This is a genomic window from Demequina sp. NBRC 110052, assembly GCF_002090075.1.
Lineage (GTDB): Bacteria > Actinomycetota > Actinomycetes > Actinomycetales > Demequinaceae > Demequina.
Window position 1 is genome coordinate 211,904 of record NZ_BBRI01000002.1, and the last position, 25,390, is coordinate 237,293.

Consider the following 25,390-nt stretch of genomic DNA (forward strand, 5'->3'; position numbering starts at 1 on the left):
CGACGACACCCCCTGGTCGCACTGGTCGCAGCAACATGCCTGGCAGTTGCAGCCTCGGCGTGCAGTGTGACGTCGCAGCACACGCCCGACGCAGTTGAGGACGCCTCGTTCGGCCCCACCATCGTGCACACCGGGACGGGCCCCTCGGGCTACGAGGTGACACTTCGATACGCGGCACCCGAGGCAGAGGCCGTCGGGCTGGTCGGCGATGTCTTCTTCACGCAGCCCGAGGCGATCGGTCCGGACCTGTCACACGAGGCGCGCCTTGGCGATGAGTGGAAGCCCGGGGACGTGGCGATGCCTCTTATGGTCGCTCCGCCGGTGCCTCTGACGCAGGTCGCGGATGGCGTGTGGGAGATCTCCTTCGCCCTGCCCGTCGGCACGTACTCGTACGGGTTCGTGGAAGGGGAGTGCAGCATCGCACTCGTCTGCACGAGCTCTCTGGACCCCGCGAATCCTCCCGTGCTCTCCGGCACCGCCGCAGCGTCCGCCCAGCATCTGAGCCAGGTGCACGTGCCCTTCGACCCCGACTTCCCCACGTACGAGGCGACCTACGAGCTGCCGCTGGATACCGGGTCGGGCAGGGGAGAGGTGTCGCTCGTCACCTACGTAGGGGCCCTCGACGGTGCTGAGCGACCGCTCGGCGTGTACGTGCCCGCGGGGTACGACCCTGACCGCGCCGAGCCGTATCCGCTGCTCGTGCTCTCGCACGGCGCGGGCGGCAACGAGACCACGTGGTTCAGCGAGGGCGCCGCGGCGAACCTCCTGGATCACGCGATCGCGGATGGCGCGATCCCGCCCGTCGTCGCGATCACCACCGACTTCTCCGGCCTTGGCGAGACTGCGATGGGCACCGACGCGTTCTACGCGGACTACCGCGACGAGCTCATCGAAGGCGTGCTTCCGTTCGTCGAGCGGGAGTTCAACGTGGCAACCACGGGGGAGGGGCGGGCCTTCGGTGGCCTCTCCATGGGCGGCGCGCTCGGGCTCAGCCTGTTGCGGACTGAGCCTGCCCTCTTCGATTGGTGGGGTCTATGGTCCGCAGCCGCCGACTTGGGCGAGAACGAGCCCGCGCCGCTCACCGACTCCCAGCTCGCGGCGGCCGGGCACGTACAGGGCGTCCACATCGGTACGGGACGCCAGGATTACCTTGAGGGCATCGGCGCGCTGTCGATGGCGCGCGCGGACGTGTTCGCCTCCCAGGGCCTGCCCGTCACATCGTTCGACGTGGACGGAGGTCATGCCTGGCAGGTGTGGCGTCGCGAGCTCGATGACTTCCTTCGTCGAGTTGCGTTCGCCGACGCCGCTGAGTGATCCGCCACAGAATGCGTCACTGTAGGGCATTCGCCCCGTATGCTTCGAGCGGATGCTGAGGGAAGCAACCTGTTGAGGGAGTCAGAGATGACACGCCCATCGTGGAACATGCTCGGCTGGATCGTCGCCCTGGCGGCCGTGATCTGGGCAGCCTGGTACTTCCTGCCGCGCGCCGACAGCACCACGGCGATCTCGTTGAGCGAGGTCCAGGGAAAGGCCACCTCGGAGCAGCTCACCATCACCTATGTGGACTGCAGCCGAGACGGTGATGTGCAGTTCGTCGAGACCGACACGTCCGTGACGATCACCGTGCGCATCGACTGGACGAGCAAGCTCGACTGCCCGAACGAGACCGCCACTGAGAGCATCGTGCTCGCATCCGATCTGGGGGACCGCAGTGTGATCGATGGAAGCAACGGCTCGACCATGGAGCTGCTGCCTCCGAACTAGGCCTCACACGGCGTAATGTCATAATGTGCATTATCGGCAATACGGGTTGGAGCGTTTTCACGCGCTTGGGTGGGGTCTCCGCGGAACCGGCGCCTCATCTCTGAGAGCCTCCGCCAACGCCGTGAGGCCGCGCGTGAGCGCCTGGATGTCGTCGTCACTCATGGATGCCAGAATGCGTCGCTCGTTGTCCAGATGCACGGGATACGCTTCGAGGCACGCCGCGCGGCCCGCGTCGGTCAGCGTGACCCACACGACCCGCGCATCCTCAGGATCCTTGGTGCGCGCGACATAGCCGCGCTGCTCGAGGCGCCCGATGCGGTGTGTGGTCGTCCCGGACGTGATCATCATCTGCCGCTCGAGATCTCCGGCCGTCAGCGCGTACGGCGCTCCCTGGCGCGTGAGGCTGGCGAGCACATCGAACTCCCATGACTGCAGCCCGAGCTCTGCGAACGTGGCGTCGATGCGTGCCTGCACCAGCGCCGAGAGCCTGTTGAGCCGTCCGATCGTTGCCATCGGAGTGACATCGATGTCCGGCGCCTCGGCGCGCCATTGCTCCACGAAGGATCCGACCGCGTCCATGTGACTCCCCTCGGCCTCCGCAGGGCCCTTGCATCGTCTTGACATCAAGATACATCAGTGTTTCTCTTGATATCAAGAGATTGAGAGACCCATGAACGACCTGCGCATGCTCGCGTCCACGGCGGGCGCTCCACTCCTCTGGGGCACCACGTACCTCGTGACGGCCACGCTGCTCCCACCCGACCAGCCCCTCACCGCCGCCGTGCTGCGCGCCCTTCCCGCAGGCCTCCTCATGCTGGCCCTCTCCCCCGCTCTCCCTCGCGGCATCTGGTGGTGGCGCTCCGCGGTGCTCGGAGCCGTCAATATCGGCGTGTTCTTCGGCTTGCTGTTCGTCGCCGCGTACCGTCTTCCGGGCGGCGTGGCAGCCACCCTCAGCGCCACGCACCCGCTGGTCGTGGCCGCGCTCGCCGCCGTCTTCCTCCACGAGGCCTTCAGCCGCCGCAAGCTGCTCAGTGCGCTGCTGGGGCTCGTGGGCGTCGCCATGCTCGTGCTCGGCCCCGCAGCACAGCTCGACGCGCTCGGTGCGATCGCCGCCGTGGGTGCCGGAGCCTCAAGCGCCGTCGGCGTGATCCTCGTCAAGCGCTGGGGCCGCCCCGTCGGGCTCATGCCGTTCACCGCGTGGCAGTTGGTCTGGGGAGGCCTCATCCTCCTGCCCTTCGCCCTCGCCATCGAGGGCACAGGTGCAGCGCTGACACTCGCGAACGTGGCGGGCTATGCCTGGATGGCCATCCCCGGCACCGTGATCGCCCAGCTGCTGTGGTTCCGCGGCATCCAGGCCCTTCCCGCATCACGTGTGAGCCTCCTCGTGTTCCTCACGCCTCTCACCGCGACCTTCCTGGGCTGGGCAGTGCTCAAGGAGTCCATGAGCCCGACGCAGTGGCTGGGCGCGGCGGTCGTGCTCGCCTCCGTCGCGCTGGTCGCCGTGCCGACGCGCGCGAGGCCTGCCAGGATGGAAGAGGGTGAACGAGCGCCTGCCTCCGCTGGAACAAAGGCCCTGGGATAAGCGTTCCCGAGGTGAGCAGGCACCACCCCCGCCTGCGCCAGAGGGAGGCTGACATGGCTGATCGCGCACTACGCGGAATGCGACTGGGAACCCAGTCGCTCGAGTCCACCGAGCACGCGGAGCTCGCCGAGCGCCGCGATGCTCACTACGACTGCCCCAACGGTCACGTGCTGACCTTCCCGTTCTCCGTCGAGGCCGAGGTGCCGCTGTCGTGGGAGTGCCATTGCGGCTCGCTCGCGCTGCTGCGCGACGGCGACCGTCCGGAGCCCAAGGAGGAGAAGGCCGCACGCACCCACTGGGACATGCTGCTGGAGCGCCGCACCATCCCCGAGCTCGAGGAGCTCCTGGAGGAGCGTCTCGAGTACCTGAGGAGCATGCGCGCCAGCGCCTGACACGCATCGTCATGAGCGGCGTCCACCACCAGGTGGGCGCCGCTTCGTCGTTCTTGAGGCAAGCCAGGGACATGCCCGACGCCGTGGCGGGCTCCAGCGCGAACCTAGTCCGCGCGTCGGGCGGGCAACAGCGCTGCGAGCTGGTGGAGACGATGCCCTGCGCCCCACAGCGTGGTCTTGAGCAGCGCCTCACGGATGATTGCGCCGCTCATCTTGGACGCTCCCTGGACGCGCTCGACGAACTCGATCGGCACCTCGACGACCGTCCCGCCGGCGCGCAGTACGTGCCAGCACATGTCGATCTGGAAGCAGTATCCCTGGGACTCGACGTCATGGAGATCGATCGCGCGCAGGATGTCGGCCGTGTACGCCCGGAAGCCGGCAGTCGAGTCCTTGACCCCGATGCCCAGCGCGAGCCTCACATACGTGTTCGCGCCGGTGGAGAGCAGCCGGCGATGAGTGGGCCAGTTCCGTACCGAGCCGCCCGGCACCCACCGGGAACCGATGACCAGGTCTCCCTCCCCCACTCTCGCGAGCAGTGAGGGAAGCTCGTGGGCCTGATGCGATCCGTCGGCATCCATCTCCACGAGCACGTCGTAACCGCGTTCGAGTCCCCACGCGAATCCCGCCTGATACGCGGCGCCGAGTCCTGCCTTGGCGGTGCGATGCAGCACATGCACGTGAGAGTCCCCGGCGGCGGCCTCATCGGCCCACTCCCCCGTCCCGTCAGGCGAGCCGTCATCGACGACCAGCACGTCCACGTCGGGCGCGTGTTCACGCACGCCTGCGAGCTGCACCGGGAGGGACTCGCGCTCGTTGTAGGTCGGGATGATGACGAGCGTGCTCACCAGTCGTACCGCGCCCTCATGCGGCGGCTCACGGCGCTCACGAGCGCGATGACCGCGCCGCCCATGAACAGCCACTCGAGATAGCCGCCGAACCTCACGGCGGGCGTGATCTCGGTGCGCAGTCCGACGTCCGCGAGCATGTACTCGGCCGTGAAGAGACCGGTCTGCTGCAGCACCCGCCCGTCCGGAGCGATGATCGCCGAGACCCCCACCGTCGAGTCCTGGATCGTGTACCGGCCCGTCTCGATCGCCTTGAGGCGCGACATCTGCAGCTGCTGGGTGCTCTCGGCGGTGTCGCCGAACGTAGCGTTGTTCGTCTGCACGATCAGCACCTCGCCGCCGAGCGCGATCGACTCGCGCACCACGTCGTCCACGGCGACCTCGAAGCAGATGACGGTGCCGAGCGTGACGACGCGACCCAACGACTCGATGCCCACCTGCATGACGGCGGGCTCGGTGCCCGCGAGCATGTCGACCGAGACGCGATCCACGTCCTCGCTGAACAGCCGCGCGAAGTCTCGGATGGGGATGTACTCCGCGAAGGGAACGGGCCGCTGCTTCTGATACAGGTCCAGGACCGTGCCGTTCTGCGACCACAGCAGGGACGTGTTGTACCGACCGTCCTCGGGCGTGTAGTCCACGGTGCCCAGCAGCAGCGGCGCGCCCATCTCCTGCGCGGCTGCCGTGACAGTGTCGCGCGACTGCTCGTCGGTACGCGGATCCAGGTCCGCGGCGTTCTCCGGCCAGATCATCAGGTCCACCGTGCCTGCTGCCACCGCGGCAGCCTGCGCGCTGACAGCCGCATGGTTGTCGAGCACCTCGCGCGCCTGGCTGAACGAGTCGAGCCCGCGGTTGGGTACGTTGCCCTGGATGACGGCGACGGACAGCTCGCCGTCGGTGGCGCGCGCGTCGATCGGGATCAGGCCCGGCAGGAAGACGATGGCGATCGCGACGACCGGCGCCACCGAGGCCGCGAGGAACCGTCGCTCGCGCAGCCGCTCAACGCCGACGCCCAGGAGCGCGCCCACGAGGACGATCGCGAACCCGGCCAGCGGCACGCCGCCCGCCCACGCCAGCCGCGCGATCGGCACGTCGACGAACGCGAAGCCGAGCCGCCCCCACGGGAAGCCACCGAACGGCACGTACGAGCGCGCGACCTCGACCCCGGTCCACAGAAGCGCGAACAGCAGCGGACCGGCGAGCACGCCCCGTCCCGCAAGTCCCGCGCGCCGCACGTGCGCCCACGCCATGCCGAAGATGCCCCACGCGAGGCCCTCGGCGACGGACAGCGCCGCCCAGGGGATCACATCGGTGGCGACGTACGCCCACCACACGTGCGGCGCGAAGAACGCGATGCCGAACAGCCAGCCGAGCCCCAGTCCCGCCCACGCTCCTGCCTCCTCGAGCGCCCACCACAGGCCCGCGAGCGAGACCAGCGCGAGCGGCCACCAGCCCCAGTCGGGGAAGGCCAAGGCCATCAGCAGGCCCGATGCGACGGCCACGGCGACGTTTCTCAAGCCTCTCACGCGGTCCAGCCTACGGAGCGGAGGTCAGTACGCGACCACGCCTCGCCGCATCGCGGCGATGGCGGTCAGTGCCCGCGTGCGAAGCTGCTCGGTGGGAGCCACGTCGGCGATCTGGTCGAGCGCGTCGATCACCTGCTTGCACCATCGGACCATGTCACCGGGGGCGATGTCGGTGCCTGCCAGCACGGTGTCGAGGCTCTTGCCCTGCGCCCATCCGTGAACCGGCCCCACGATGCCCCACTCGGGCGTGGGAAGCTCGCCGAGACGGTGCTCCTCCTGGAGGTCACTCACGCGCGACCAGATGCGAACCGTCTCCTGGAGCGCGCGCCCGAGCACGCCGTGCGGGCCCCCGGGCACGCGCGGCTGACGCAGCTCGTCCTCACGACGGCCGTTGTACAAGAGGGTCGAGACGGCGGCGGCGAGTGCGGGCGGGTGCAGCGCGCTCCACGCGCCCGTGCGGAGGCACTCGGCGATGACGAGGTCGTTCTCGGCGTACAGCGTGCGCATCATGGCGCCCGACTCCGTCACCTCCCAGCCGTCCTCGTCCTGCTCGAGGTAGCCCAGCTCGCCGAGCACCAGGCATCGGCGGTCGAAGACGCGCGCGATCGAGCCGGTCGCTCTCTGGATCTCGCCAACGACGCGGTCCTTGTCGCGCAGTGTGCGGTAGTAGCGCTCCGCCCAGCGGGCATGCTCCTCGCGGTCCGGGCACGCGTGGCAGGGATGCGACGCCATGCGCGACCGCAGCTCACTGATCTCGCGATCCGGAGCGTCGGCCTCGCCGCCGCGGCGCGCCGATGGCCGCGCGAACGACGGCTTCGCGCCCTCGATGACCTGTGCCAACTCCCGCCGCCGCCGGGCGTCGCGGTGGTCGAAGTTCTTGGGCACCTTGACCCGACCCACGACGTCGAGCCCGTGGTGCAGCTCCGCCAGCGCCAGCCGGAAGCTTCGGCCCTGGTCCGTGACCACGAGCGGGCGTGGCGCGCGCTCGTTGTCGTCGGGCGCGATCACGGCGGCGAAGCCCGCACGCCGTCCGCCCCCGACGCGCACCACCTCGCCGCGTGTGAGCGCCGCGAGCGTGGCACCGGTCGCCTCCCGACGCTCGCGAGACGCCGCCTTCGACCGCCCCTTCTGCATCCGGTTGAGCCGCTCGCGCATCCCCGCGTACTCGAGGAAGTCGCCGCGATCGCAGCTCACGGCCTCCTTGAAGCCCTGCAGCGTGCGCTCGAGCTCCTGCGCACGGCGCGCCTGCCCCACCACCGACTGGTCGGCCTGGAACTGCGCGAAGGACATCTCCAGGACCTCGCGCGCGCGGGCAGCGCCCACCGCGCCGACCAGATTGATCGCCATGTTGTAGGAGGGCTGGAACGAGCTGATGAGGGGGTAGGTGCGGCGTGACACAAGCCGCGCCAACTGCGCGACGTCCAGCCCGGGGTGCTCGACGACCACGGCGTGCCCCTCGACGTCGATGCCGCGCCGCCCCGCCCGTCCTGTGAGTTGGGTGTACTCCCCGGCGGTGAGGTCCTTGTGGCCCTGCCCGTCCCACTTCACGAGCTTCTCGAGCACCACCGAACGTGCGGGCATGTTGATGCCCAGCGCGAGCGTCTCCGTCGCGTACACGACCTTGAGCAGCCCCCGCCGGAACAGCTCCTCGACGACCTCCTTGAACAGCGGGATCATGCCCGCGTGATGCGCCGCGATGCCGGCTTCGAGGTGATCGAGCCAATGCAAATACCCGAGCGCGCCAAGGTCCTCCGCCGGAATGCCCCCGCAGCGCTCCTCTACGAGTGCGCGAATCTCGGCGCGCTCGTCATCCGTCGTGAGGCTCAGGCCTGAGGCGCGGACCTGATCGACCGCGTCCTCGCAGCCCGCGCGCGAGAACACGAACACGATCGCCGGCAGCAGTCCCTGCCTGTCGAGCTGGTCGACGACGGCGAAGCGGGGCGGGCTGCGCCGCGCTGCGGGTCGGCGCCCCCCACGCGCGGGCCGGTAGCTCATGCGCGTGGGGTGGTTGCGCGAGTCGATCTGCGCCTGCCGTTTGACGATCGCCTCAAGCTCGGGGTTCAGGCGCGGGTTCGGACCCAGTTCGACCGGATCGACGTCAGGGGCGTACAGGTCGAACATGCCCTCGCGCAGCAGCACGTGCGGCCACAGCGGCACGGGGCGCACCTCGCTGACCACCACTCGGGTGTCTCCCCTGACCTCCGCGAGCCATGCGCCGAACTCCTCGGCGTTGGACACGGTCGCCGACAGCGCGACGATCGCGGTGGACTCGCTGAGGTGGATGATCACCTCTTCCCACACCGAGCCCCGGAAGCGGTCGGCGAGGTAGTGCACCTCGTCGAGGATCACGGTGCCCAGCCGGCCCAGGTCCGGCGATCCCGCGTAGATCATGTTGCGGAGCACCTCTGTGGTCATCACCACGATGTCCGCATGCGGGTTGACGGACGTGTCGCCAGTCAGGAGCCCCACCGCAGACTCCCCATAGACCTCGCGCAGGTCCTGGAACTTCTGGTTCGACAACGCCTTGATGGGCGTCGTGTAGTACGCCTTGAGGCCCCGCTCGTGGGCGTGACGCACCGCGAACTCGCCCACGAGGGTCTTCCCCGCGCCGGTCGGGGCCGCGACGAGCACCGACCGTCCGTCCGACACCGCCTCGCATGCCTCACGCTGGAAGCCGTCGAGCGCGAACGGCAAAGTCTGCTCGAAGTCGGCGAGGTCGGCGTGCTGCGCCCGTCGACGCGCGGCTGCGAAGCGCTCGGCCGGGGAGGTCATGCTCCCCAGGCTATCGGCGCGTGGCACCCAGCACGCGCAGCGCGCCCGACGCGGCGGTCACCTGGATCGGTACGGCGCCGACAAGCTCACCGTCGGCGGATGCAGGCGGCAGCGGCGCGCCGTCATGGTGGGCCACGATCTCGACTTCGCGCACCGTGCGGAAGCGGATCCTCGGGTCGCTCGCGTGCGAGCCGTCCCGGAGCTGGGGAAAGATACGGAGGATCTCCCGGCGGCTGAGGCCCTCGGCAACCACCAGCTCGAGCATTCCATCGGCCGGATCCGACCCCGGCGAAATCCTGAGACCACCGCCGAAGGACGGCGCGTTGGCCACCGCGACGAGCGTGGCCTCCTGGGACCACTCCTCGCCATCCGCGCGCACCGTGACGCCGTACGGTTGGAAGCGCGGCAGCTCGACCATCACTGCGGCGGTGTACTTGAGCGAGCCCCGCGGAAACGTCATGCGCCGCGCGCGTTCGGCGACGGCGGCGTCGATCCCCGCCGAGAGCACCGCCGCGAAGTACCGGGGCTGCGACGGGTGCTCAACGGACGGGCCCTCGATCCTGCCCACGTCCATGGCGGACACGTCGCCGATGGCGAGAGCCCGCGCGACGTGCGTGCACGCCGCCTCGATGTCGCCGACCGGGAGGCCGAACGCCGATGCGATGTCGTTGCCCGAGCCTGCGGCGACGATGCCGAGCGGGAGGTCTGTCTCAGCACACGCCTGCAGACCCAGGTGCGCCATGCCGTCACCGCCGATCACCACGAGCGCATCGAGCTCGTCGCGGTGGGCCTGCACCGCCTCCAAGGACGCGGCCCACGACCCCGCCGAGAGATCCCGCAAGCGCAGCCCTGCGCCCGCCAGGTCCGTCAACGCTCGCGCCGCCCACGCGCGACCGCGACCCGACCCCGACGTCGGGTTGGACACGATGCCGACGAGCGTCACGCGTCGGCCTCTGCCCCCGCACGCCGCAGCCGCCGCCTGACGGCAGCCTGACGCAGCGCCGCGATGCCGACCGCGAGGAAGTACAGCAGCACCATCGGCAACGCCATCAGCACCATCATCACGCCGTCCGGCGTGGGAGTGAGCACTGCGGCGGCAAGCGCGATGATGATCATGGCCCACCGCCAGCCGCGCAGCCACGTGCGAGCCCCCACGAGACCGATCCAGGTGAGTGCGACCATCACGACCGGGAACACGAACGCGATCCCGAACGCGAGGAGCATCCTCACCGAGAAGGTGAGGTACATCTGCGCATCGAGCACGTTCGCTGCGCCGTCGGGGGTGAACCCGACGAGGATGTCGACGGCCTGAGGGAGGATGAACGCCGCGAAGACGACGCCGCCGAAGAACAGCGGCACCGCCGCCGCGAGAAAGGCGAAGGTGTAGCGCTTCTCCCTGTCCTTGAGCCCCGGGGCCACGAAGGCCCACAGGTGGTACAGCCACCACGGCGCCGTGAGGATCGCGCCGAGCACGAGCGACACCTTCAACTGCATGTCGAGCGCGCTCGCGAGCCCTCCGAAGTTCACCGTGACGAGCGCATCGTCGCGCTCGGCGAGATCCAGCACGGGCTGCTGAAGGAACTCGTAGACGGGGGTGTAGAGGAACCAGCCGACGACCGCGCCGACCGCGATGCCCGCGAAGGCGAGCAGCACGCGGCGACGCAGTTCCGCGATATGGGCCCTAAGCGGCATGCGCGCGTCGGGATCGGCCCGACGCGCCTGCCTGCTACTTGCCACGCCCCTCGTCGTCGGGCGAGATCGTCGAGTCGGGCCACTCGGCCTTCTTCGGGTCGCCCTGAGCGGCGTCGGTCTCAGTCGCGGTCGACGAACCGTCGTCGTCTCGCAGCGCCTTCGTCTCGTCCTTGATGATGCGCATCGACTTGCCCAGCGACCGGGCGAAGTCCGGCAGCTTGGGGGCGCCGAAGAGGATCAGCACGATCACCAGGATGATGATGATCTCGCGGGCTCCGAAGCTTCCCACCATGCCTCCTTCGTAGGGTCGTCCCAGTCTAGCCGTCCTGTGCAGCGAGCACGTCCGCCGCGCGCCTTGCCACCGCGTCGGCCAATGCGGCAGGGGCCACCGAGTGCAGATGGGGACCGATGGCGAGCAGACGACCAGCGACCCAGTCGGCATCCGCAACCGGGAAGGTCGTCAAAATGCCCTGATCGGTCTCGCTGATCGACGCTCCCGGCATGGACTCCAGCGCCCAGCGCGCCGCGCGCGCCGCTTCCACGGTCGCCTCGTACCGGGGCGCGAGCGAGAAGCCGGTGTGGTCCGCAGGTGCATGCGTGACCACGTCCTCGGTCAGCGCGGCGCTCATGATCCGATCCAGCCGCAGCGTGCGATAGTCTCCCGCGCGATGACACCAGCACTCGACATAGCCGACGCCGTCGATGGTGACCAACCGATGCGGCTCGATGAGCCGCTCGGTCCGGTGATCCTGGGCGTCGACGTACTCCAGCGCTACCGCCCGTCCGCTCTCCGCGCCCTCGCGGACCACGGCGACCACCTGCGGATCCGCACGGCTCTCCCCCATGACCTCGACGGGTGCCACGTCGCCGACGGCAGTCTTGAGCTTCGTCAGCGCCGAGGCTGCCGCGGGGGGCGCCGCACCGGAGGCCTCGAGCGAGCTGAGCGCGCCCAGCAGCGCGACGGCTTCACGCGCGCTGAACCGCACCTGCGTGAGCCCTTGTCCGTCGCGAAGACGGGCGATGCCCTCATCGAGGGCATCGCCGTCGAAGTCCACGTAGTCATCCGGCATGCCGCCTGGCTTGCCTGTGGTGAACAGCAGCCACACGTCTGCCTCGATCTGCGTCGGCGTGGTGCCGAAGCGCGCGGCGAGCTCGTCGAACGGCGCCTCCCCGTGCGTCTCGAGGTACGACACGATCCCCAGCAGGCGCGTCAGCCGCGCGAGCGCTCTCTCAGCCACGGACGGCCTCCAGCGCACCGCGCGCGTGCGCGCGCACCTCGTCCGCGAGCCAGAGCGGTTCGATCACGCGAGCGGCGCCCGCGAGGGCCAGGACCTCATCGCGCAGCTGGTCGGCGTGGTGGTAGCGCACGGCGATCACATCCCACTCGCCGTCCCGTCCCCGCGCGGCTCCTCGCGCGCGGAGCGCATGGCCGGCCTCGGCACGAACGGCGAGGAGCGCCTCGCCGGGCTCCTGCTCCTCGAATGCTGCCGGCATCGCCGCAGGGATCTCGAACGCTCCTTCGTCGCCGACCGCGCGCACCGTCCCATGGAACCGCGACAATCGGAACGTGCGAGGCTCGCCGCGGTCCACGTCGTGACCCTGCAGGTACAGCGCTCCGCCGCGCAGCACGAGCCGCCACGGGCGCACGGTCCGGGTCGATGACCCGGACGCCGCCGAGGTGTACCCGAAGCGGACCTCGCGCCGCAGCTCGATGGCTTCGACGAGCGCAGCGACCGCGTCGGCCACCGCGGAGGACGTTCCCGAGAGCACCACTCGCTCGGACGGTCGCTCGTCGCTCGCAGAGGCGACCTTGGTGAGCGCCTGGCGGGCGTCCTCGCCCAACGTCGCATCGCTCCACAGATCCGCCGCGATCCCCACGACGGCGAGCTCGGCGGGGCTGAGGTCGAGGGGCGGCAGCGCGGCCGCAGCGGCATCGATGCGATACCCGATGTCGTCCCCATGGATCGGGTCCACGACCGTGCGCAACGGGATACCCAGACGACGCAAGTCGTCCTTGTCGCGCTCGAACTTGCGCTCGAACGCCGCGTCGAGACGGCGACGCTCGTCCTCCGAGGCGCCAGCGGGCACCGTGTCGTAGCCCTCGACCGTCGCACGGATGCGCTCTCTGGTCATGCGCGCTCCGGAGTCCGTCAGCGCGATGATCAGGTTGAGCAGCCGCCCCGCCGCCTCGGTTCCCGCCATCTAGACGCGCACCGCCAGCAGCTCGGTCGTGAGGATCGCGCGCGCGCCCACGGCGTACAGCGCATCCATGACGTGATTCATCTCGACCCGAGGCACCATCACCCGCACGGCGGACCAGTCAGATCCATGCAGGGGCGCGACGGTGGGAGCCTCGAAACCCGGGGTCACGTTCAAGGCGTCCTCAAGCCGGTCGGCCGGTACGTCGTAGTCGACGAGGACGTACTGACGCGCCATGAGCACGCCGCGGAGGCGCCCTGTGAGCACTGCGATGTCCTCGTCGGTGGCGTCCGGCCCCTTGATGAGGATCGCCTCGGACTTCAGCAGCGGCTCGCCGAAGATCTCCAGACCCGCGGCGCGCAGCGTGGTGCCGGTCGAGACCACGTCGGCCACGACATCGGCCACGCCCAGGCGGACCGACGACTCGACGGCGCCGTCCAGCCGGACCACATCCGCCTCGACGCCGAACGACTTCAGGTGCGTCCTCACCAGGTGGGGGTACGACGTCGCGACGCGCTTGCCTGCGATGTCCTCGATGCGAGACGCCACGCCCGGCTCGGCGGCGTAGCGGAAAGTCGAGCCGCCGAAGCCGAGCTCGAGGTGCTCGGATGCGGGAGCTGCCGAGTCGAGCAGCAGGTCGCGACCGGTGATGCCCGCCTGCACCGTGCCGGAGCCGACGTACACGGCCACGTCGCGGGGACGCAGGAAGAAGAACTCCACGTCGTTGCGGGAGTCCACCAGCACCAGCTCGCGCGGATCTCTCCGCTGCTTGTAGCCGGCCTCCTTGAGAAGCTGGACGGCGGGCTCGGACAGCGAGCCCTTGTTGGGAACGGCAATGCGCAGCACAGTGACTCCGGGATTACAGGTAGCGGTACACGTCCTCGAGGGTGAGCCCCTTCGCGATCATCATCACCTGCGCGTGATACAGCAGCTGTGAGATCTCCTCGGCGGCATCCTCGTCCGACTGGAACTCGGCGGCCATCCATGACTCGGCGGCCTCCTCGACGAGCTTCTTGCCGATCGCATGGACGCCCTTGTCGAGCAGGGCGACGGTGCCGGAGCCCTCCGGCCGCTGCGCGGCGCGCTCCGTCAGTTCGGCGAAAAGGTCTTCGAAGGTCTTCACGCCGTCCAGCCTAGTGGCGCGCACGACGCGTCGGCGAACCTCCGCGCGGGCAGGTCCCCGCGTCGGGCGTCAGTCGTTGAGGTCCCGCAGGATGCGCGCCGTCGAGAGCGCGGCCTCCACTGACTCCGCGCCCTTGTCCTCCTTGGAGCCCTCCAGCCCTGCGCGGGCGAGCGCGTGGCTCTCCTCGTCGACCGTGAGCACGCCGAATCCCACGGGAACCGCGTGCTCACGCGACACGTCGGTCAGTCCCTGCGTCACCGACTGGCATACGTACTCGAAGTGCGGCGTCTCGCCCTTGATCACCACGCCGAGCGCCACGATCGCGTCGGCCCCGCGCCGGGCGAGGGCCTCCGCGACGACGGTGAGCTCGACGGCGCCGGCGACGCGCGTCACGCGATAGCCAGCTCCTGCAGCCTCCGCGGCGCGCACTGCGCCAGCGACGAGGCCATCCATGACCTCGGTATGCCACAGCGAGGCGACGATCTCGACCGTGAGGCCCTCGCCGTCGACGGCGATCTGCGGTGCTCCCGCTCCACTCATGACTGCTCTCCCAGCAGGTGACCCATCCGCTCCACCTTGGTGCGGCGGTAATGCTCGTTCTCGGGATGCGCGCCCACCAGGTGAGGCACACGCTCCACGCAGGCGATGCCGGAGGCGCGCAGCCCTTCGACCTTCGCCGGATTGTTCGTCAGCAGGCGGATCTCGCCCAGCCCCAGATCGTGCAGGATCGCGGCGGCCGCGCCGTACTCGCGGCGATCCACCGGCAGACCGAGATCGGTGTTGGCGTCGACAGTGTCACGCCCCGAGTCCTGCAGCGCGTAGGCCTTGATCTTGGACAGGATGCCGATGCCCCGCCCCTCGTGACCCGTGAGGTACACGACGGCGCCGCCCTCCTCCACGATGCGCGCGATCGCCGCATCGAGCTGCGGCCCGCAGTCGCAGCGGATCGAGCCGAAGGCGTCGCCCGTGAGGCACTCGGAGTGCACGCGCACGATCGGCACGATGCCCTCCTTGGGGGGCACCACGAGCGCGACGTGCTCGTCGCCCGTGCGGGCGTCCCTGTAGCCACGCACTGTGACGTCGCCGTGCACGGTCGGGAGCCGAGCCTCGCCCTCGAACAGCACGCGATGGGGCTGGGGTGCGATGGGCTCGGGAAGGTCCTCCACATGGCGCCGGTACTCGATGAGGTCGGCGATCGTGAGGAACACCAGGTCGTCGGTCGCGGCCAGAGCGGTCGCGTCGCCCTGGCGCATCATCGTGCCGTCGTCGTTGACGAGCTCGGCGATCACGCCCACAGGCGAGACACCTGCGAGCCTGCACAGATCCACGGCCGCCTCGGTGTGCCCAGGGCGGTGAAGGACGCCGCCGGCGACCGCGCGCAACGGCAGCACGTGGCCCGGCCGGATGAACTCCTCAGCGGACGCCGTCGGGTCGGCGAGCAGCTGGAGCGTGCGATGACGGTCAGCCGCGGAGATGCCCGTCGTGACGCCCTCGGCCGCGTCGATCGACACCGTGTACGCGGTGCGTCGCGGGTCCTGACTCTGCGGCACCATGAGGGGAAGCTTGAGCGCGTCGGCGCGATCGCCGGTGAGCGGCGCACAGAGATAGCCCGAGGAGTGGCGGATCCCCCAGGCGACCCACTCCACGGTCGCGCGCTCGGCTGACATGATGAAGTCGGCCTCGTCCTCGCGGTCACGAGAGTCGGCGACAAGCACGGGTCGGCCCGCGCGGATCTCCTCCAGCGCGCGTTCGACCAGGGCGATCGCCTCCGCGGTCATGCGCGCGCCTCCATCATGCGCTCGACGTACTTGCCGATCACGTCGACCTCGACGTTCGCGCGGTCGCCGACCCGAGCGTCGCCGAACACGGTCTCCGCGAGGGTCGTCGGGATGAGCGACACGGTGGCGATGTCACCCTCGAGCTCCGCAACAGTCAGCGACACGCCATTGAGCGCAATCGAGCCCTTACGCACGACGTAGCGCAGCACCTCAGCAGGCAGGCGGAACGAGAGGTCGTCCCAATCGGGCTGCGAGTCGCGCGCGACGAGCTCCGCGACGCCGTCCACGTGGCCCTGCATCATGTGCCCGCCGAGCCGGCCGTCGGCGCGCATCGCGCGCTCGAGGTTGACGCGGTCGCCGACCTTCACATCGGCGAGCGTCGTGGTGGCGCGCGTGACCTTCATGACGTCCGCGATCCAAGTGTCGCCGGAGTGCTTCGCGACGGTGAGACACACGCCGTTGACGGCGATCGACTCGCCGTATTCGAGATCATCGCCGAATCCGGGTGACGAGATGGAGATCTGGGACTGAGCGCCGCTGTCCGTGACCGCGGTGACGGTGCCGACGGATTCGACGATGCCGGTGAACATCTAGGGGCCTGCTTTCGTGATCTTCGCTGCGACCAGCGTATCCGCGCCCAGGCGGACCGTGGTCACGTCCTCGCCTCTCAACGCCTCGGACATCGTGGCGATTCCGAGGTCCCCCACCGCGCTCGGTCCCGCACCTAGGATCACGGGCGCGACGTAGGCGTGCACCTCGTCGACGAGCCCAGCGCGCAGGAATGCCGTCGTCACTGTCGCGCCGCCCTCGACCAGGACGACGCGGACATCCCGCTTCCACAGTTCGGCGAGCACCTGAGCCGGGTCGTGTGTCGCGAGGTGCACCGCGTTGTCGTCGCGCCACACGCGTCTGCCTCGCGTCTCCGTCATGCCCATGGCGACGCGCAGCGGCTGATGTGCGTCCGCCACCCCCGCGGGCCGAGCGCTGAGCGAGGGGTCGTCGGCGAGCACCGTGCCGGTGCCCACCACGATCGCCCCGACCTCAGCACGCACACGGTGCGCGTGCTCGCGCGCCTCCTCGCCCGTGATCCAGAAGCTGGTGCCGTCGGCGGCCGCGGTGCGCCCGTCGAGCGTCGCCGCCCACTTCGCGATGACGTAGGGGCGCCCGGCGCTCACCGCGGTGAGCCACCTCGAGTTCAGGTCTGCGGCGCCGTCGTGGGGCGCGAGCTCCGCCGGGATGCCGCGCGAGCGCAGCACCTCCCCTCCCCCGGCGGCCACCGGATTGGGATCCTCGACGGCATAGACCACGCGTCCGACGCCGGCCTCAGTGAGCGCGTCCGCGCACGGCCCGGTGCGGCCCGTGTGGGTGCACGGTTCGAGTGTCACGTAGGCCGTCGCGCCGGTCACGTCGACTCCGGCGGCTCGCGCGCGCGCCAGAGCGTCCGCCTCTGCGTGCAGGGTTCCGGCGCCGCGGTGCCATCCCGCCGTGAGCACCTGGCCTGCGGCGTCCACGATCACGCAGCCGACGCGCGGGTTGGGTCCCCACGCTGGCCCCTGCGCGGCCAGCGCGACGGCACGATCCATCGGATGCTGCGCCGCAGCGAGATCGAGTCCCTCGAGATCAGGCACGTGAGTGCCGCTCGCCGAGCGCGCGCAGCGCAGCGATCTCGCCGGCCACGTCGTCCGCACCGTAGATGGCCGATCCCGCGACTAGCACGTCGGCGCCGGCCTCCACCACGGTCGGGACAGTGTCGCGCGCGACACCACCGTCGACCTCGATGCGCAACGAGTGGCCCAGACGGGTGGCGTGCTCACGTAGCGCCGTGACCTTGGGCATCGTCTCGGGCATGAATGCCTGGCCGCCGAAGCCGGGCTCGACCGTCATGACGAGCACCATGTCGAACTCGCGCAGCACGTCGAGCAACGAGTCCACGGGCGTGCCCGGCCTGACTGCGACCGAGGCACGGGCGCCGAGCGCGCGCAGGTCCTTGGCGATGCGCACCGGGTCCTCGGCAGCCTCGAGGTGGAACGTCACTGATGTCGCGCCCGCCTCGGCGTAACGAGGCGCCCAATGGTCGGGGTTCTCGATCATGAGATGCGCGTCGACGGGCAGCGGCGAGACCTCCGCGAGCCGCTCGAGCACCGGCAGGCCGAGCGTGAGGTTGGGGACGAAGTGACCGTCCATGACGTCCACGTGGAGCCAGTCGGCGCTCGCGACACGAGTGATGTCGCGCTCGAGGTTGGCGAAGTCGGCAGAGAGGATGGAGGGAGCGATCTGGATGCCCATGATCACAACCTAACGCGCTCGACGGCGGGTCATTCCGCGGGCCTCTCGAGCAGCGCGAGGAACATGCTGTCGGTCCCGTGCGCGTGGGTCCACAGCTGGACGTGCGGCCCTTCTCCCCACGTGTCGGGCGACGTCCCCGACAGTGCTGCGACCGGCACGCGCGCGTCGAGCGCCCGCAGTCCACGCTCGCGCGCAACCACGTCGCGCGTCTCGGCCAGCAGGGGCGAACAGGTGATGTAGGCGACCAGCCCGCCGGGACGGACGAGGCGCGCGGCGTTCGCGAGGAGGCGGGACTGCAGCGCCGAGAGCTCGCCGACATCAGAGGACTGCTTGCGCCACCTCGCCTCCGGCCTGCGTCTCAGCGCGCCGAGCCCCGTGCACGGCGCGTCGAGGATCACGCGGTCATACGACCCGGAGTCGCCCCACGCCGTCCCGTCCCCCACCGCGATGTCGACCGTGCCTGCGGGCACCGCCCGCACGGAGTCCCGCACGAGGTCCGCGCGATGCGGGTGCAGCTCGAGCGCGTCCAGATGCGCACCGAACTGGGCGGCGTGCGCGCCCAGAAGCGCGGCCTTGCCTCCCGGTCCCGCGCACAGATCGAGCCAACGCTCTCCCGGCGCGACCTCCCGAGCGGCCACCAGAGCCGACGCGACGAGTTGGCTTCCCTCGTCCTGCACCGCGGCGCGTCGGTCACGCACCGCCGCTACGGCACCGGGGTCTCCTCCGCCGCGCAGGACCGCCGCCGTGGGCGCCCAGTGCCCCGGTTCGGCGCCGTCGACCTGCTCCACCAGGTCCTCGCGCGCCACCAGGCCGGGTCGCGCCACCAGCGTGACGGCGGCGGGCTCGTTGTCGGCCTCGAGCAGCTCCTCCACCTCGCCACGTCGGCCGTCCGCGGCCAGCGCGCGGTCGAGCTCGGCGACGACCCACGCCGGGTGCGAGTGACGCAGAGCGATCGCGTCCCTGCCGCTCCCGGGTGCCACGCGCGCCAGCCACGCCTCCCGATCCGCCTCCGTCACGCGCCGCAGGACCGCATTGACGAGCCGCGCAGGTCCCTCGCCTGCGACGGAGCGAGCGAGAGTTACCGTCTCCCCTACCGCCGCGTGGTCCGCCACACGCATGCCGAGCACCTGGTGGCATCCCAGCAGCAAAGCTCGTCCTACCGGCGGGTCGAGGCGTCGCCACGGACGACCCGACGCGCGCTCGACGATCGCCTCATACAGTCCACTGAACCGCAGCGCCCCATAGGCGAGCTCGGTCGCGAACGCCGCGTCGCGCCCGGCGAGCCGGTGCTCCGCGAGGATGCGCGGCATCACCAGGTTCGCGTAGCCGTCGTCCTCCTCGACCGCAGTGACGCATGCGTACGCCGCGAGACGCGCCGCGTCCGGACGAGGTCGTCGTCCGGTTCCTCCGCGGCCTTGGGGTGAGCGACGATCGGCGCTGCGACCGCCTCGTGCCCCCTGCGCGCCACCGCGCGCCGGTCCGCCGCTCATGCCTCGCCCAGCGCAGCGCCCTCAGGAAGGCGAGCGCCGCGCCACCACGCGTCGGCGTCCATCGCCTTCTTGCCCGCCGGCGCGATCCAGCTCAGCGCCACCGGCTCCGTCCCCGTGCCGACCAGCACCTCACCCTCGACGAGCGACATCTGGCCGGGGACCGTCACCGACCGCCCCACGCGCGGCGACACCGGGCCCAGCTTCGCCGTCTGACCATCAGGGAGCGTGGTCCACGCCCCCGGTGCCGGCGTGCATCCGCGGACCTGTCGATCCACCACGTGCGCGGGACGATCCCAGCGCACGTACGCATCCTCGCGGGAGAGCTTCGCCGCGTACGACACGCCATCGGCGGGCTGCGGCTCTGGCACGAGCGCCCCCGCCTCGAGCCCACTCAAGGTCTGGACGAGCAGCGGCGCGCCGACCCGAGCCAGCCGCTCCAGCAGGGTGCCAGCGGTGTCCGTGACGCGAATCCGCTCAGTCAGAACGCCCAGCACCGGACCCGTATCCATGCCCTCGTCGAGCAGGAACGTCGTGGCGCCCGTCAGATCGTCACCCGCCATGAGCGCCCGCTGCACCGGCGCCGCACCGCGCCACGCCGGCAACAGGGAGAAGTGCAGGTTGACCCACCCCAGGCGCGTCGCCGCGAGGAGGGCAGGACGGAGGATCTGGCCGTACGCGACTACGGCGGCGGCATCCGCCTCGAGCGCGGCGATCTGCGCGATGAACTCGGAGGCGGAAGCCTTCGCCGGGTCCAGCACAGGGATGCCGTGAGCTTCAGCTGCCTGCTTCACCGGAGACGGGTGGAGCGCGCGACCGCGCCTGCCTCGCGCGTCGGGCTGCGTCACCACCGCGACCACCTCATGCGGCGACGCGACCAGCGCCTCCAGGCTGGGAACGGCGACGTCCGGGGTGCCGGCGAAGATCAGGCGCATGCCCCCATCGTAGAGCGGCTGAGATGTCCGCCGAGGGCCCCAGGGACGCCTAGAGTGTTCGCGTGGAACCTGTCGGGATGGAGTCGGCGGAGCCCTCGTGGGCTCGCAAGAAGGCGCGGCGACGACGCCGACGCTGGATCCTGGCGGGCGGCGCCGTCGCGCTGATCGCCGCAGCTGTCATCTTCGGCAGCATCGTGGAGCGCGTGCCTGCCGCGGAAGAGTACACCCAGCGCCTGAGCGAGGCCCTCGCCACCGCCCGGTCCGACGCAGGCGTAGCCGCGCTCGCGTGGAACGACTGCGTCGCCGCCGAAGCTGCGGAGGCCGCCGAGGTGTACGAGGCGAGCTTGCGCGTCGAGGCCTCGATCACCGAGGTGCCGTGCGGGGACGCCGTCGTCGTCGGCGAGCTTCCCATCCGTGGCATCACCTCCCCCGAGGATGCCGTCGCCACGTGGACTAGGTCGAGCTACCGCCGCGACATCGCTCTTGCCCCCGACGCCGACGCGTGGGGTGCGGCATGCCGCACCTACGAGGTCGACATCCGACGCTACGTCACGTGCTCTGTCGTGCTCGTCTCGTATCCGTCCTAGCGCGTCGCTCAGCGGAGGCGCAGCGGCCCGTCCACACGAAGTCTCACGGGACCTCCACCCTGCTTTGAGGCCCTGCGCACCGCAGCGCGCAGCGCGTCGACGCATCCCTGCGCCGCGGCCCTGCTCACGAGAAGCGACGCGCCCTCGGCATCCCGCACGACGATCGCGCCGTCGCGCTCGGCCTCGCGGAGCTCGCTCTTCGCTGCGCCCAGGTCGCCCTCCACACGCACATGGCGCGTCGCGGGCGGCAGCGACAGCTCGAACCGCTCGCGGTACGCCTCGAGGGCGGCCGACGCCGTACGCCAGGTGCCGAGCGCGCGTGACGTGAGGTCCGGCAGCGATCCGACGACCGTGACCTCACCACCGCTCTTCCTGGAGCTCACAAACACTGCCGCCGCCGCGATCCACAGACGCAGCGCGGCGATCTCGCCGCCTAGGCCCGTGGACGGAACGGACGCGTCCACGACCACCACGTGCGCGTAGCCTCCCGGCACCGCCGGAAGCGCTCCTGGTGTGGCCACGACGATCCCCGTGGACACCGCACCGTCGGACAGGACCTCGGTGGCACCCGCGGACACCACGAGCGACACCCCCGGCGCCATCGCACGCAGCTGCTCCGCTATGCGCAGCACCCCCTGCCTGCGGTGCGCGAGACGCGACCCCTGGCAGTGCGGGCAATGCCAATGGGACTGGATCACGCCGCACACGGTGCACTGCGGGTCCTCGCCCGCGCGCGCGATCGCCACGGGACCCTCGCACTCGCGGCACCTCGCCCACTCGTCGCAGCGCGCGCACGCGGCCGCGGCGACATATCCCGCGCGGGGAACGACGATCGCGACGGGCCCGCGCTCGCGTGCACTCATCAGCCTTCGCCACGCACCGGGTGGCATCCAATGGAAGCCTGCGGGGCCTTCCGCCTCGCGCCGCGCATCGTCCCACACTGTGATCGTCGCTGTGCGCTCCCGGACCTCGTCCATCGTCGGCTCCTCAAGACGGGCCCAGCCGTGCTCGACGAGCGCAGCCGCATCCACCGAGGGAGCGTAGGAGGCAAGAGTCAGGTCCGCGTGCTCCGCCTCGGAACGCATCGCGGCGACCGTGCGCGCGTGGGGATACGGCGCATGAGGATCCTCGTAGGCCGAGTGCCCGTCGTCCCACAGCACCAGCGCGGCCAGTGACGGGACCGGCTGCATCGCGGTCGCACGCGTGCCGATCACGAGACGCGCCTCGCCGCGCAGCGCTGTGAGGTACTGGCCGTACCGCACGCTCGGACCGTCGTCAGCGTCCAGCACCACGAAGTCCCCTCCGCCGCGCGCGATCCAGCGCTCGGCACCAGCCTCGCGCAACGCCGCGACGAGCGCCGCAGTCGCCCGAGCGTCCGGCACCACGACAATCACGGAGCCGGTCGACACGGCGAGTCGACTCGCGGCCTCGCGCACGATCTCTCGCGCGGGGATCGACCCCGGCGCTCCCGGATCCGGAACGCACTGCCTCACGATGCGCGCTGGTGCGCCGTGCGTAACCGCGGAGCCTGCGTTCGCGCCCAAGCGCGGAGCGTCCTGCGGCTCCTCACCCGACAGCGCAGCGGCGAGCGTGCCCCACCGCTCGCGATCGTCGACGGCTCCCACAATGGTCCGCTTCTCCACGGCCGCGACGCGCGGCGGCGCCATGAGCCGCAACACATCCCAGGTGGACCCGCCATAGCGCCGGGCGATCTCTCCGGCGAGACGCAAGCTCTCGTGCGTGAATGACGGTGCGTGCGCCGCGGTGCGCACCTCGCTGAGGCGTCCCTCGAACGAGGACTCGCCCGCGACCTCCATGACGACGGCCGAAACGAGGCGACCCGCGAAGGGGACGCGCACGCGGAAGCCCGCGGTCACCCGCTCCAGGCGCTCAGGGATCGCGTAGTCGAAGAAGCCGTCGAGGTGCGGCAGCGGCGAGTCGATCACCACGCGCGCGATGCGCGCGGGGCGCTCCCCTACGGCCACGTGCGGATCACACGGCTGCGAGCAGCGCGTCCACGCGGTCCAGCCGCTCCCACGTGAAGTCGTCCAGCTCGCGCCCGAAGTGGCCGTACGCGGACGTCTGACGGTAGATGGGACGACGCAGGTCGAGCGCGTCGATGATCGCCGCTGGCCTGAGATCGAACACCTCGTGAACCGCAGAGGCGATGCGCGAGGGGTCCACCGTCTCGGTGCCGAAGGTCTCAACATAGAGACCCACGGGATGAGCGGTGCCGATCGCGTACGCGACCTGCACCTCGCACCGATCGGCGAGCCCGGCCGCCACGACGTTCTTCGCGACCCAGCGCATCGCGTACGCCGCCGAGCGATCCACCTTCGACGGATCCTTGCCCGAGAAGGCGCCTCCGCCGTGGCGCGCCATGCCGCCGTACGTGTCGACGATGATCTTGCGGCCGGTGAGCCCCGCGTCGCCCTTGGGGCCGCCGATCTCGAAGCGCCCTGTGGGGTTGATGAGGCTGCGGTGCGCACTCGCGTCGAGGTCGAACTGAGCGAGCACGGGCGCGATCACCGCGGTCTCGAGTCGCTCCCGCAGCTCGCCCATCTCGATGTGCTCGGCGTGCTGGCTCGAGAGCACCACCGTGTCCACCGTCCGCGCGACATCGCCGTCGTAGCCGATCGTCACCTGGGCCTTGCCATCGGGCCTGAGGCCGGGCACCTCATCGGAACGGCGCACCTGGGCGAGGCGCTGCGTGAGACGATGCGCGATCGCGATGGGCAACGGCATGAGCTCGGGAGTGTCGCGGCACGCGTAGCCGAACATGAGTCCCTGGTCGCCTGCGCCGAGCTCCTGCCCGTCCACATCCGTCGCGTGACCGACGCCCATCCAGATGTCAGGGCTCTGCTCGCCGATCGACACCGACACTCCGCACGAGTCGCCGTCGAAGCCGACCTTCGAGGACGTGTAGCCGATCGAGCTGACAACCTCGCGAATGGTGCCGGGGATGTCCACGTACGCTTCGGTGGTGACCTCGCCCGCCACGTGCACGAGGCCCGTCGTGACCATCGTCTCGACCGCGACCCGGGAGAGCGGGTCCTGCCGCAGCATCTCATCGAGGATCGCGTCGGAGACCTGGTCGCAGACCTTGTCCGGGTGGCCCTCGGTCACGGACTCGGAGGTGAAAAGTCGCAGGTCAGTCATGCTCACCATCGTACGGGCCCCGGCTGACACGCAGACCCGCCACAGCGTCGAGCATCGCGTGAGCTACCGCGAGCTTGGAGCCCTCGGCCCGACCGGCGACGTTGCCGTCAGCGTCGAGCATGATCACCGCATTGGGCCGGTCGCCGAAGCCGATCTCGGCGCCCACCGCGTTAACGCACAGCAGGTCTGCACCCTTGCGCCTGGCCTTGTCCGCTCCGTGCTCAAGCACGCTCGCCTGAGCGTCTCCGGTCTCCGCCGCGAAGCCCACGACCACCTGAGGCGCCACCCGGGAAGCCACGAGCGATGCGAGGATGTCCTCCGTGGGGACGAGCTCGAGCGTCAGCGCATCGTCCCCGCGCTTCTTGATCTTGTGCGACGCCACCTCGCGGGGCCGATAGTCCGCGACCGCGGCCGCCATGATCACCACGTCCGCACCGACGGCCTCGCGCTTCATCGCCTCCGCCATCTCAGCGCCCGTGCTCACGTCGACCCGCCTGATGTCCTCCCCCAGTGGCAGCGCGACGTGCGCCGCCACGACGGTCACGTTCGCGCCACGCTCGCGTGCGGCCTCCGCGATCGCGAAGCCCTGGTGTCCCGACGAACGGTTGCCGAGGAACCTCACCGCATCGAGAGGCTCGCGCGTGCCGCCCGCGCTGACGAGCACCGTAAGTCCGTGCAGGTCTCCCCACTCCGCTCCGGCGTCCGAGCGCGGCGCGAGCAAGATTCCGGATCCCTCGGCCATGGCATAGAGGCCGACGACGATGTCCTCGGGCTCCGGGAGACGGCCAGGCCCCGAGTCGGCACCGGTGAGCCTGCCGACGGCTGGCTCGAGCACGTGGACGCCACGCGATCGAAGGGTCTCGACGTTGGCGCGAGTGGCAGGGTGCTCCCACATCTCGGTGTGCATCGCCGGGGCCACCATCACAGGCGCCGCAGTGGCAAGCAGCGCATTCCCGAGCAGGTCGCGCGCCTCGCCGTGGGCCATTGACGCGAGGAAGTCAGCAGTGGCGGGCGCGATGAGCACGACGTCGGCGTGCTGGCCGAGCCGCACGTGCTCCACGCCCGGCACGTCCTCGAACGTGCCCGTGGTCGCGGGCAGTCCTGACAGCGCCTCCCACGTCGCGCGCCCCACGAAGTTCAGCGACGCCTCGGTAGGGACGACGCGCACCGAGTGCCCATCCTCCTTGAGGCGCCGAAGAACGAGGGCAACCTTGTAGGCGGCGATGCCGCCAGTCACCCCCAGCAGGACGCGCATATGCG

26 protein-coding genes are annotated in these 25,390 nt (G+C 70.5%); 5 read left to right on the forward strand and 21 right to left on the reverse strand.

The genetic code is table 11. From position 1 onward, the window contains the following. Nucleotides 1-66 precede the first annotated feature (66 nt). Both B7K21_RS01005 and B7K21_RS01010 read left to right on the forward strand, forming a co-directional pair. On the forward strand, nt 67-1,314 hold the full coding sequence (locus B7K21_RS01005; RefSeq protein WP_084073076.1) for an alpha/beta hydrolase-fold protein: 1,248 nt from the start codon (nt 67-69) through the stop codon (nt 1,312-1,314). 87 nt (nt 1,315-1,401) lie between these two features. Continuing rightward, nucleotides 1,402-1,764 carry a hypothetical protein gene (locus tag B7K21_RS01010; protein WP_084073077.1) on the forward strand — a complete coding sequence of 121 codons (363 nt, stop codon included), beginning with the start codon at nt 1,402-1,404 and terminating at the stop codon, nt 1,762-1,764. Nucleotides 1,765-1,821: 57 nt separating this feature from the next. On the opposite strand, the gene B7K21_RS01015 is transcribed toward B7K21_RS01010, so the two are convergent. Then, nucleotides 1,822-2,343 carry a MarR family winged helix-turn-helix transcriptional regulator gene (locus B7K21_RS01015; protein WP_084073078.1) on the reverse strand — a complete coding sequence of 174 codons (522 nt, stop codon included), beginning with the start codon at nt 2,341-2,343 and terminating at the stop codon, nt 1,822-1,824. A gap of 91 nt (nt 2,344-2,434) precedes the next feature. Here B7K21_RS01015 and B7K21_RS01020 point away from each other — a divergent pair, with 91 nt between their 5' ends. After that, nucleotides 2,435-3,346, forward strand: coding sequence for an EamA family transporter (locus B7K21_RS01020; protein ID WP_084073079.1), 912 nt, complete (start codon nt 2,435-2,437; stop codon nt 3,344-3,346). A 53-nt stretch (nt 3,347-3,399) separates the two neighbouring features. After that, nucleotides 3,400-3,738, forward strand: coding sequence for an RNA polymerase-binding protein RbpA (locus tag B7K21_RS01025; RefSeq protein WP_084073080.1), 339 nt, complete (start codon nt 3,400-3,402; stop codon nt 3,736-3,738). 104 nt (nt 3,739-3,842) lie between these two features. Here the strand turns inward: B7K21_RS01025 and B7K21_RS01030 are convergent, their stop codons facing one another. From B7K21_RS01030 to fmt, 17 genes are all read right to left on the reverse strand, one after another. Next, complete coding sequence (locus B7K21_RS01030; RefSeq protein ID WP_084073081.1) at nt 3,843-4,586, reverse strand: polyprenol monophosphomannose synthase; 744 nt, start codon at nt 4,584-4,586, stop codon at nt 3,843-3,845. Then, nucleotides 4,583-6,112 carry an apolipoprotein N-acyltransferase gene (gene lnt, locus B7K21_RS01035; RefSeq protein WP_144016007.1) on the reverse strand — a complete coding sequence of 510 codons (1,530 nt, stop codon included), beginning with the start codon at nt 6,110-6,112 and terminating at the stop codon, nt 4,583-4,585. The genes B7K21_RS01030 and lnt overlap by 4 nt, the downstream gene beginning before the upstream one ends. A 24-nt stretch (nt 6,113-6,136) precedes the next feature. Then, a complete protein-coding gene (locus B7K21_RS01040) occupies nt 6,137-8,884 on the reverse strand; it encodes an RNA helicase (RefSeq protein ID WP_084073083.1) in 2,748 nt (915 codons plus the stop codon). 10 nt (nt 8,885-8,894) lie between these two features. Next, nucleotides 8,895-9,827 (reverse strand): diacylglycerol kinase family protein, encoded by a 933-nt coding sequence (locus B7K21_RS01045; protein ID WP_084073084.1) that lies wholly within the window; start codon nt 9,825-9,827, stop codon nt 8,895-8,897. Further along, nucleotides 9,824-10,576 carry a twin-arginine translocase subunit TatC gene (gene tatC / locus B7K21_RS01050; RefSeq protein WP_084073085.1) on the reverse strand — a complete coding sequence of 251 codons (753 nt, stop codon included), beginning with the start codon at nt 10,574-10,576 and terminating at the stop codon, nt 9,824-9,826. Before tatC ends, B7K21_RS01045 begins: the two co-directional genes overlap by 4 nt. Before the next feature lie 34 nt (nt 10,577-10,610). After that, nucleotides 10,611-10,868 (reverse strand): Sec-independent protein translocase subunit TatA, encoded by a 258-nt coding sequence (tatA, locus tag B7K21_RS01055; RefSeq protein WP_084073086.1) that lies wholly within the window; start codon nt 10,866-10,868, stop codon nt 10,611-10,613. 25 nt (nt 10,869-10,893) lie between these two features. Next, nucleotides 10,894-11,814, reverse strand: a complete 921-nt coding sequence (locus tag B7K21_RS01060) for a YafY family protein (RefSeq protein ID WP_084073087.1) — start codon at nt 11,812-11,814, stop codon at nt 10,894-10,896. Continuing rightward, nucleotides 11,807-12,778 carry a YafY family protein gene (locus B7K21_RS01065; protein ID WP_084073088.1) on the reverse strand — a complete coding sequence of 324 codons (972 nt, stop codon included), beginning with the start codon at nt 12,776-12,778 and terminating at the stop codon, nt 11,807-11,809. The genes B7K21_RS01060 and B7K21_RS01065 overlap by 8 nt, the downstream gene beginning before the upstream one ends. Continuing rightward, the gene (gene hisG, locus B7K21_RS01070; protein WP_084073089.1) at nt 12,779-13,621 is read right to left on the reverse strand and encodes an ATP phosphoribosyltransferase; all 843 of its coding nucleotides are present in this window, start codon (nt 13,619-13,621) and stop codon (nt 12,779-12,781) included. Nucleotides 13,622-13,634: 13 nt separating this feature from the next. Then, nucleotides 13,635-13,898: a phosphoribosyl-ATP diphosphatase gene (locus tag B7K21_RS01075; protein ID WP_084073090.1), complete on the reverse strand. Its 264-nt coding sequence runs from the start codon at nt 13,896-13,898 to the stop codon at nt 13,635-13,637. Between the two features lie 69 nt (nt 13,899-13,967). Further along, a complete protein-coding gene (gene ribH, locus B7K21_RS01080) occupies nt 13,968-14,438 on the reverse strand; it encodes a 6,7-dimethyl-8-ribityllumazine synthase (protein ID WP_084073091.1) in 471 nt (156 codons plus the stop codon). Then, entirely contained in the window at nt 14,435-15,676 is a 1,242-nt protein-coding gene (gene ribB / locus B7K21_RS01085) for a 3,4-dihydroxy-2-butanone-4-phosphate synthase (RefSeq protein ID WP_200806222.1), read from the reverse strand. Before ribB ends, ribH begins: the two co-directional genes overlap by 4 nt. After that, nucleotides 15,673-16,266 carry a riboflavin synthase gene (locus tag B7K21_RS01090; protein ID WP_084073092.1) on the reverse strand — a complete coding sequence of 198 codons (594 nt, stop codon included), beginning with the start codon at nt 16,264-16,266 and terminating at the stop codon, nt 15,673-15,675. The genes ribB and B7K21_RS01090 overlap by 4 nt, the downstream gene beginning before the upstream one ends. Continuing rightward, a complete protein-coding gene (gene ribD, locus B7K21_RS01095; RefSeq protein WP_234989123.1) occupies nt 16,267-17,304 on the reverse strand; it encodes a bifunctional diaminohydroxyphosphoribosylaminopyrimidine deaminase/5-amino-6-(5-phosphoribosylamino)uracil reductase RibD in 1,038 nt (345 codons plus the stop codon). Further along, the gene (gene rpe, locus B7K21_RS01100; RefSeq protein WP_084073093.1) at nt 17,297-17,962 is read right to left on the reverse strand and encodes a ribulose-phosphate 3-epimerase; all 666 of its coding nucleotides are present in this window, start codon (nt 17,960-17,962) and stop codon (nt 17,297-17,299) included. The genes ribD and rpe overlap by 8 nt, the downstream gene beginning before the upstream one ends. 29 nt (nt 17,963-17,991) lie before the next feature. Further along, nucleotides 17,992-19,452 carry an RsmB/NOP family class I SAM-dependent RNA methyltransferase gene (locus B7K21_RS01105; RefSeq protein ID WP_084073094.1) on the reverse strand — a complete coding sequence of 487 codons (1,461 nt, stop codon included), beginning with the start codon at nt 19,450-19,452 and terminating at the stop codon, nt 17,992-17,994. Continuing rightward, nucleotides 19,449-20,384, reverse strand: a complete 936-nt coding sequence (fmt, locus tag B7K21_RS01110) for a methionyl-tRNA formyltransferase (RefSeq protein ID WP_084073095.1) — start codon at nt 20,382-20,384, stop codon at nt 19,449-19,451. The genes B7K21_RS01105 and fmt overlap by 4 nt, the downstream gene beginning before the upstream one ends. 62 nt (nt 20,385-20,446) lie before the next feature. Between fmt and B7K21_RS01115 the strand changes: the two genes are divergently transcribed. Next, nucleotides 20,447-20,971, forward strand: a complete 525-nt coding sequence (locus B7K21_RS01115) for a CAP domain-containing protein (RefSeq protein WP_144016008.1) — start codon at nt 20,447-20,449, stop codon at nt 20,969-20,971. Nucleotides 20,972-20,979: 8 nt separating this feature from the next. Here B7K21_RS01115 and B7K21_RS01120 read toward each other — a convergent pair whose 3' ends face one another. From B7K21_RS01120 to coaBC, 3 genes are read right to left on the reverse strand one after another with little or no spacing between them, the layout of a single operon-like run. Beyond that, a complete protein-coding gene (locus B7K21_RS01120) occupies nt 20,980-22,956 on the reverse strand; it encodes a hypothetical protein (protein WP_084073097.1) in 1,977 nt (658 codons plus the stop codon). Nucleotides 22,957-22,963: 7 nt separating this feature from the next. Continuing rightward, nucleotides 22,964-24,130: a methionine adenosyltransferase gene (metK, locus tag B7K21_RS01125; RefSeq protein ID WP_084073098.1), complete on the reverse strand. Its 1,167-nt coding sequence runs from the start codon at nt 24,128-24,130 to the stop codon at nt 22,964-22,966. Further along, nucleotides 24,123-25,385: a bifunctional phosphopantothenoylcysteine decarboxylase/phosphopantothenate--cysteine ligase CoaBC gene (gene coaBC / locus B7K21_RS01130; protein WP_084073099.1), complete on the reverse strand. Its 1,263-nt coding sequence runs from the start codon at nt 25,383-25,385 to the stop codon at nt 24,123-24,125. The genes metK and coaBC overlap by 8 nt, the downstream gene beginning before the upstream one ends. Between the last annotated feature and the right edge of the window lie 5 nt (nt 25,386-25,390).